Below are 507 nucleotides of genomic sequence, written 5' to 3' on the forward strand. Positions count from 1 at the left end.
GTAGCCGTCGCCCGTTATCTCGAAACCAACAACGTGGAATGGGAGGACTGGGAGGACAACGACGTGCGGGGCTTGGAGAGAGTAGCGGGCCGAGATACCGCGTCTGGTCCTTAGCCGAGATTCAGACTCAAACCCGACGACTGCGTCCTGACGCGGTGTCATTTTTGTCCCGGATGCGCAGCGATTGCAGTCGTATGCTCGCCGCTCCTTTTTCGACGACAGCCACCGTCATCGTGTCGGGCTCGAAGGTCACCTCGACGTCGGCGCCGGCATCGACGGCAGTGCCGATCATAACCAGATCGACGAATTCCCTCCCATCGTTATCGCCGAAGATGGCGCGCTTGATACCCGACCAGGTTTGGACCGGCACCCTGAGCGGGTCGCATTCGTTTGCGTAGGCCAGAGTCACGCTGCCCCGAGGCCGGGCGCCGTTATGCACGAGATAGATGCCTTGGCCACCGACAAGCCAGAAACCGGGTGAATCTCGACCGTTCATGGCTCGCACCG

The 507-nt window shown here is 61.1% G+C and carries 1 protein-coding gene; it reads right to left on the reverse strand.

Features of this window, described 5'->3' with window-relative positions; genetic code table 11:
• Positions 1–127: 127 nt before the first annotated feature.
• Positions 128–507, reverse strand: a 380-nt coding sequence (locus O7A70_RS33985) for a DUF3085 domain-containing protein (RefSeq protein WP_337144231.1), incomplete at its 5' end; no start/stop codon positions are given.

Origin of the sequence: Mesorhizobium sp. Cs1299R1N1 (assembly GCF_037179655.1) — a bacterium.
Lineage (GTDB): Bacteria > Pseudomonadota > Alphaproteobacteria > Rhizobiales > Rhizobiaceae > Mesorhizobium > Mesorhizobium salmacidum.